This is a genomic window from Vibrio sp. V04_P4A5T148, assembly GCF_963875605.1.
In the GTDB taxonomy this organism is placed as follows: domain Bacteria; phylum Pseudomonadota; class Gammaproteobacteria; order Enterobacterales; family Vibrionaceae; genus Vibrio; species Vibrio anguillarum.
Window position 1 is genome coordinate 147,340 of record NZ_CAWNMS010000047.1, and the last position, 6,981, is coordinate 154,320.

6 protein-coding genes are annotated in these 6,981 nt (G+C 45.8%); all 6 read right to left on the minus strand.

The window, feature by feature from the left end:
• Positions 1-36 precede the first annotated feature (36 nt).
• The 6 genes from parC to nudF all read right to left on the minus strand — a co-directional run bounded on the left by parC (position 37) and on the right by nudF (position 6,916).
• Positions 37-2,313, minus strand: a complete 2,277-nt coding sequence (parC, locus tag AACT18_RS10450) for a DNA topoisomerase IV subunit A (RefSeq protein WP_017042665.1) — start codon at positions 2,311-2,313, stop codon at positions 37-39.
• A complete protein-coding gene (gene parE, locus AACT18_RS10455) occupies positions 2,314-4,197 on the minus strand; it encodes a DNA topoisomerase IV subunit B (protein ID WP_017042666.1) in 1,884 nt (627 codons plus the stop codon).
• Between the two features lie 212 nt (positions 4,198-4,409).
• Positions 4,410-5,006, minus strand: coding sequence for an esterase YqiA (gene yqiA / locus AACT18_RS10460; protein ID WP_017042667.1), 597 nt, complete (start codon positions 5,004-5,006; stop codon positions 4,410-4,412).
• Positions 4,996-5,817: a 3',5'-cyclic-AMP phosphodiesterase gene (gene cpdA, locus AACT18_RS10465; protein ID WP_013856058.1), complete on the minus strand. Its 822-nt coding sequence runs from the start codon at positions 5,815-5,817 to the stop codon at positions 4,996-4,998. Before cpdA ends, yqiA begins: the two co-directional genes overlap by 11 nt.
• Positions 5,818-5,864: 47 nt before the next feature.
• Positions 5,865-6,299, minus strand: coding sequence for a DUF1249 family protein (locus AACT18_RS10470; RefSeq protein ID WP_017042669.1), 435 nt, complete (start codon positions 6,297-6,299; stop codon positions 5,865-5,867).
• Complete coding sequence (nudF, locus tag AACT18_RS10475; protein ID WP_017046500.1) at positions 6,287-6,916, minus strand: ADP-ribose diphosphatase; 630 nt, start codon at positions 6,914-6,916, stop codon at positions 6,287-6,289. Before nudF ends, AACT18_RS10470 begins: the two co-directional genes overlap by 13 nt.
• Positions 6,917-6,981 lie beyond the last annotated feature (65 nt).

Genomic DNA, 6,981 nt, shown 5'->3' on the forward strand with positions numbered 1-6,981 from the left:
CCCCAACTCACGAAGGGGGCTTTTATTTATAGATTTTTACTCTTGCTCAAGATCTGAATCACTAAGTTCTGATTCAATCTCAATCGCAGTAACACGTTGTAACCCTCTCGGCAGTAAGCTACCTCGACGTCCACGCTCACCACGGAAGTTCTCTAGATCGCTGGCTTTTAAACCAAGTTTGCGTTTGCCAGCATAGAGCGTAATAGCCGCTCCTTGAGGCAAGGAGATTAAGTGTGACACAAACTCTTCACGCTCTTTGGACTTAGCCGCAGGAATATTGATTATTTTGTTGCCTTTGCCTTTGGTTAGCTGTGGTAAATCTTTGATTGGGAATAGCAACATTCGGCCCTGATTCGTGATCGCTAAAATGTCATCAGACTCCAAATTACCGATGGCCTGCGGCGTCATTACCTCTGAGTTCTCAGGCAAATTAACTAAGGCTTTACCACTACGGTTTTTCGACAGCAGTTCACCACCTTTACACACAAAACCATAACCGGCATCCGAGCCCACTAACCAGAGTTGATCCTCTTCTCCCATCACTACTTGGCGAATAGACGAGCCCTCTGTGATGTTGAGACGACCCGTAATCGGCTCACCTTGACTGCGCGCCGAAGGTAGCGAGTGAGCTTCAAGCGAATAACTTCGACCATCGCTACCCAAGAATACGACCTGTTGATTGCTCTTACCACAAGCATGAGCCAAATACTGATCGCCGGATTTATAGCTCAAACTTTGGCAATCCACATCATGCCCTTTGGCATGACGTACCCAGCCTTTTTCCGAAAGCACAACGGTGATCGCTTCACTTGGCACAAGGTCACGCTCAGTCAACGCTTTAGATTCAGCTCGCTCAATCAGTGGTGAACGGCGGTCATCACCGTACTTCTCAGCATCCGCTTTGATCTCTTTCTTCAACAATGTGTTCAAGCGACGCTCAGAACCAAGCAACTGCTCTAATTTTTCCCGCTCTTTGGCAAGCTCATCTTGCTCACCACGAATCTTCATCTCTTCAAGTTTGGCTAAGTGGCGAAGTTTGGTATCTAAAATCGCATCGGCTTGAATAGCACTAATACCAAAACGGGCCATCAGTACCGCTTTAGGTTCATCTTCAGTACGAATGATTTCAATCACTTCATCAATATTCAGATAAGCAATGAGCAAACCTTCCAAGATGTGCAAACGCGCCATGACTTTATCAAGACGGTACTGTAAGCGGCGGCGAACCGTGGTGCGACGAAACTCAATCCACTCAGAAAGAATGGTCACTAAACCTTTCACTTCAGGACGATTGTTTAAGCCAATCATGTTCAAGTTAACACGGAAGCTTTTCTCTAGATCGGTTGATGCGAACAAGTGGCTCATCAACAAGTCACAATCTACGCGGTTAGAACGCGGCACAATAACAATACGCGTAGGGTTCTCGTGATCCGATTCATCGCGTAAATCTTCAACCATTGGCAATTTCTTCGCGCGCATTTGGTTAGCGATTTGTTCGAGCAATTTAGCGCCTGAGACTTGATGAGGTAATGCTGTGATCACAACATCACTCCCCTCTTTATGCCAAACCGCGCGCATTTTGATACTGCCGCGACCTGAGCGATATATTTTCTCAATTTCAATTCTGGGTGAAATAATTTCCGCTTCGGTCGGATAATCTGGCCCTTGCACGTACTGCATCACATCATGCAGTTGCGCTTCCGGGTTATCGATCAGGTGAATCGTCGCATCGGCAATTTCACGCACATTGTGTGGCGGGATATCGGTCGCCATACCCACCGCAATTCCCGTGACGCCATTGAGCAAAATATGAGGTAAACGCGCCGGCAGCATTTGTGGTTCTTGCATTGTGCCATCAAAGTTAGGCTGCCAATCAACGTTGCCTTGTCCAAGCTCACCCAGTAAAACTTCAGCGAATTTAGACAGTTTCGCTTCGGTATAACGCATCGCCGCGAAGGATTTTGGATCGTCCGGAGCACCCCAGTTACCTTGACCATCCACCAATGGATAGCGGTAAGAAAAGGGTTGTGCCATTAATACCATCGCTTCGTAACAGGCCGAATCACCGTGCGGGTGGTATTTACCGAGCACGTCACCAACGGTACGCGCTGATTTTTTGTACTTGGCTGACGCCGAGAGTCCAAGCTCCGACATCGCATAAATAATACGTCGCTGTACCGGTTTTAAACCATCGCCAATATAAGGCAGTGCGCGGTCCATGATGACGTACATCGAATAATTGAGATAGGCGTCTTCAGTGAACTTACGCAGTGGCAGTTTCTCAACACCATCAAAGGTTATTTCAGTTGACATTTATTGCACCTCTGCCATATCGCCATAACGTTGCAACCATGCGCGGCGGTCATCTGCACGCTTTTTACCTAGCAACATGTCCATCATTTCATCCGTTGCTTCAGCATCATCAATGGTCAGTTGCACCAAGCGGCGCGTGTTTGGATCCATCGTTGTTTCACGCAATTGAAGCGGATTCATTTCACCCAAACCTTTAAATCGCTGGACGTTGATTTTGGCTTTTTTCTGGCTAAGTCGCTCTAAAATGCCCTCTTTTTCAGCATCATCGAGTGCATAAAAGACCTCTTTGCCGCAGTCGATCCGATACAAAGGCGGCATAGCAACAAAAATGTGGCCCGCTTTGACTAGTGCTCGGAAATGTTTGGTAAATAAGGCACAGAGCAAGGTGGCAATATGTAAACCATCAGAGTCAGCATCTGCGAGAATACAGATTTTACCGTAACGCAATCCATCGAGATCGTCGTTATCAGGATCAATCCCAAGCGCAACAGAGATATCATGCACTTCTTGTGAAGCCAGCACTTGGTCTGCCGACACTTCCCACGTATTTAAAATTTTCCCACGCAGTGGCATAACCGCTTGAAATTCACGATCGCGCGCTTGCTTAGCACTGCCGCCTGCTGAATCCCCTTCGACAAAGAAGATTTCCGTGCGGCTCAGGTCTTGCACTGAACAGTCGGTCAATTTACCGGGGAGCGCGGGGCCTGATGCGATTTTTTTCCGTACCACTTTTTTGCTGGCTCGCATGCGGCGATGCGCATTGGCTATGCACACTTCGGCAAGTAATTCAGCGAGTTGTGGTTTTTCATTCAGCCATAAACTGAAGGAGTCTTTTATCACACCTGAAACAAAAGCCGCGGTTTGACGTGAAGAAAGGCGCTCTTTAGTTTGCCCTGCAAACTGTGGGTCTTGCATCTTAACCGACAACACATAAGAACAGCGGTCAAAGACATCTTCACCAGTTAACTTAACGCCACGCGGCAACAGGTTGCGGAATTCACAGAATTCACGCATCGCATCGAGCAACCCTTGGCGTAAGCCGTTAACGTGCGTACCACCTTGTGCGGTCGGGATTAAGTTAACATAGCTTTCAGTGATCATCTCACCACCTTCAGGTAGCCAAATCACTGCCCAGTTGGCCGCTTCAGTTTCAGCGACAAACTCACCCGTAAATGGCTCTTCGGGCAATAAGGTGTAACCCTTTACGCCTTCTGCGAGATAATCTTTTAGGCCGTCTTCGTAGTACCAACGGTGCTCAAGATTGTTAACCTTATCACTAAAGGTGATCTCGAGCCCCGGGCAAAGTACCGCTTTAGCGCGCAAATTATTGATTAGGCGAGTCACTGAAAAGTTAGGCGAATCAAAGTAGCTGGTATCGGGCCAAAAGTGGACACTCGTCCCTTTATTGCGACGACCACAGGTGCCAGTTACTGTCAATTCCTCGACTTTATTACCGTGCTCAAACGCCATTTCATAGATTTGCCCATCACGGCGAACGGTCACTTCCACACGCTTGGATAGGGCATTCACTACGGAAATACCTACCCCATGTAAACCACCGGAGAACTGGTAGCTTTTGTTTGAAAACTTACCACCCGCATGCAATTTACAGAAGATAAGCTCAACGCCTGATATTTTCTCTTCAGGGTGAATATCAACGGGCATACCACGCCCATCATCGATCACTTCAAGTGATTGATCTGCGTGGAGAATAACTTGTACCTTGGAGGCATATCCGGCTAGCGCTTCATCGACACTGTTATCGATAACTTCTTGGCCTAAATGGTTAGGTCGCGCGGTGTCCGTATACATCCCAGGTCGGCGACGTACTGGTTCTAAGCCATTAAGAACTTCAATGGCCCCAGCATTATATTGTTCAGTCATAATACGGAATGCTTTTATAGATAAATGATTCGTTACTTTTTCGGCAGTTTATCAATGATGTACTTGTGATTAATTAACGACAACAACGCTGATTTTTTCAGCATTACAAACTGCAAAAGTATAGATAGAACATAGTCTGGAAGAGCCTTGCTTATGTCAAGCGAGATAAGTAAGTTACAGGTAAAATTATGACTCCCCCCTCAATGAATCGGTCAGAGATCTAGGAATTCGATGATTTGTCGCGGATATCGCTCAAAGTTAACAAAACTATGATCGCCGCCAAATTCAACCGTCTGTTTTGCTCCCGTCAATTTAGCGACGGCTTGACGGTAATCTAAGACTTCATCGCCCATTTGTTGCAACAACCAAAATGACGTGACGTCATTAATTTTAACCTCTAATGCTTTGAGCTCTTCAATATGTTTCGCTTCTAACCGATAGTGCTCTTGCGTGTAGGGGTTGACTTGTTCGCCTAAAAAATTGACCAATAATTCATACGGTTTGATTGCTGGGTTTATCACCACGGCACGAAAACCAAACAAATGGTTTAACCAAATAGACAAATACCCGCCTAATGAGCTCCCCACCAGCGCAATACGATATTGATCTTGATGTTGATGAATGAGATCAAGTAGATATTCCGCAGCTTGCGCGGGAAAACTGGGTAACTTAGGCACCATCACTTTGATATCAGGACGCTGCATTTGGCAATACTTCACCATCACTTGTGCTTTGTGCGACAGCGGCGAGCTATTAAAGCCATGAATATAAAGCAGCATAGGTTGACGAGTAGGCATCTCAGTATCCATTAGCGTTAAAATCCGGTTGGAATGCGCCGTTAGCTAAACGTTTGACTTGAGTTTCTATTTGACCATCAGCAGATAGCGTCAATTCACGCCATCCTGGGGAAGTGCGATCCAAAGCAAAATCATCTGAATTGGGCTTAAATTGTACACAGGTCGAGGGAGTAGCCATCACTCGGACACCGTGATGGAGTTTATCCATATTTTGATGAACATGACCACACAGGACGGCTTTCACATTGCGATGTTGCGTGACGATATTCCAAAAAGCATCGCTGTCTTTAAGGCTATGTTGATCGAGCCAGGCACTCCCCACCAATAGAGGATGATGATGCAGCACAATCAAGGTGTGTCGCTGATGGTGCGTCGATAATTTTTCGTCAAGTAAAGCCAATTGTTGATCGCTCAGCCGTCCGTGCGGTACGCCCACCACTTGAGAATCGAGCATCACCATCTGCCAGTGTTCACCGAGTAATACATGCTCCGACTGTTGAATCTGCTCTGACGGGAATACGGCGCCCATATTGGGTTTAAAGTCGTGATTACCGGGAAGCCAAAAACAAGTTTTTTCTAATGAAGAAATACCACGAGAGAAACGAAGATAAGACTCAGCACTATGATCTTGCGAGATGTCGCCCGTAGCCAGAATTGCATCAAATTCAACATGTTGCGCGCAAATCTCTGCCACAACAGCATGAAAGCTATCTACCGTATTAACACTCAACAGGCTGCCATCATCCGGCGCAAACAGATGCGTATCGGTAATTTGTAGCAGCTTGATGCTGTCTGAATTGTCTAGAGTTGGCGACACGTTCAAAATTTATTAATCCAAATTGAATGACTAATTTTCATCTATGACGAAGACTAAATTGGAGCTCGGCTAATCCCGTGCTTTAAACAAAAAGTAAGCCAATCGCCTAAAAAGCGATTGATTTGCGCTTTCTCATCTTTTTGCATCATTTGTTCATTCGGGTAATCATAGCGAGCTTTGATCTGATTTATCCGCGCACTTGCACACACTTCGGAAACACGTGCATCGTGGTAAAGCCTGACAGACATCGACGGTAATGGAAATACTGAAACGTCATCACTCTGACAAATCTCCACTAAAGTTGTGTACTTTGTGACCTCTAGCACTTGTAATTGATAGGTCATTTGAGCAGCCTGATAACAGCGTAAGTCACCTACGCTCGGCTGACTTGGTAACAAAGCGTTCAATTTCGCGTAGTTAGTTTCGTACACACGCATTAATTCCGATAAATCAACGTGATACGGTTTTTTCAATGCTAATTCTGCCATTGCAATTGTAACTGTTGATAGTTTAGCTCTAACCATTGTAAAGCGATAATTGAGGCACCATTCTCAATTTGGCCATTTTTCACTAAGCGGTAAGCCTCTTCACGGCTCATGACATGAACTTTGATGTCTTCACCTTCATAGTCAAGCCCATGTACGCCTTTAGCTTGCGTTGCATCGATTTCACCAACAAAGACGTCGAGTAATTCAGAGCATCCACCAGATGATGGATAATAAGAGCTAATTTTTTCGATTCGGTTCACTTCAATTCCCGCCTCTTCCATCGCCTCTCGACGAATAACCTGCTCGGACGTTTCATTAGGGTCGATGACTCCAGCAACAATCTCCAGTTGCCAAGGATGGGCGTGCTCTAGGGCTCCAACTCGAATTTGCTCTATAATCACGACTTCATCACGCGCAGGATCATAAGGAAGCATAGCCGCAGCATGACCTCTTTCAAACATTTCTCTTTCAATCTCCTCACTCCATCCACCTTCAAACAACTTGTGTTTAAAGCGGTATTTCACCATGCGGAAAAAACCTTGGAACAGTGTTTCTTTTGAAATGACGTCCACATCTTGGGGCGTAAAAATGTTGTACCGCTTGTCAGACTGCTGCATTTGAAACCTCGCTCAGTGAATCTCATAGTTTAATCATGGAATTCATCCATCACCAAGGATATTGC

Bases quoted from the DNA above. Each gene is read 5' to 3' on its own strand.
- parE (WP_017042666.1), bottom strand. From the start codon at position 4,197: ATGACTGAACAATATAATGCTGGGGCCATTGAAGTTCTTAATGGCTTA.
- yqiA (WP_017042667.1), bottom strand. From the start codon at position 5,006: ATGGATACTGAGATGCCTACTCGTCAACCTATGCTGCTTTATATTCAT.
- AACT18_RS10470 (WP_017042669.1), bottom strand. From the start codon at position 6,299: ATGGCAGAATTAGCATTGAAAAAACCGTATCACGTTGATTTATCGGAA.
- nudF (WP_017046500.1), bottom strand. From the start codon at position 6,916: ATGCAGCAGTCTGACAAGCGGTACAACATTTTTACGCCCCAAGATGTG.
- parC (WP_017042665.1), bottom strand. From the start codon at position 2,313: ATGTCAACTGAAATAACCTTTGATGGTGTTGAGAAACTGCCACTGCGT.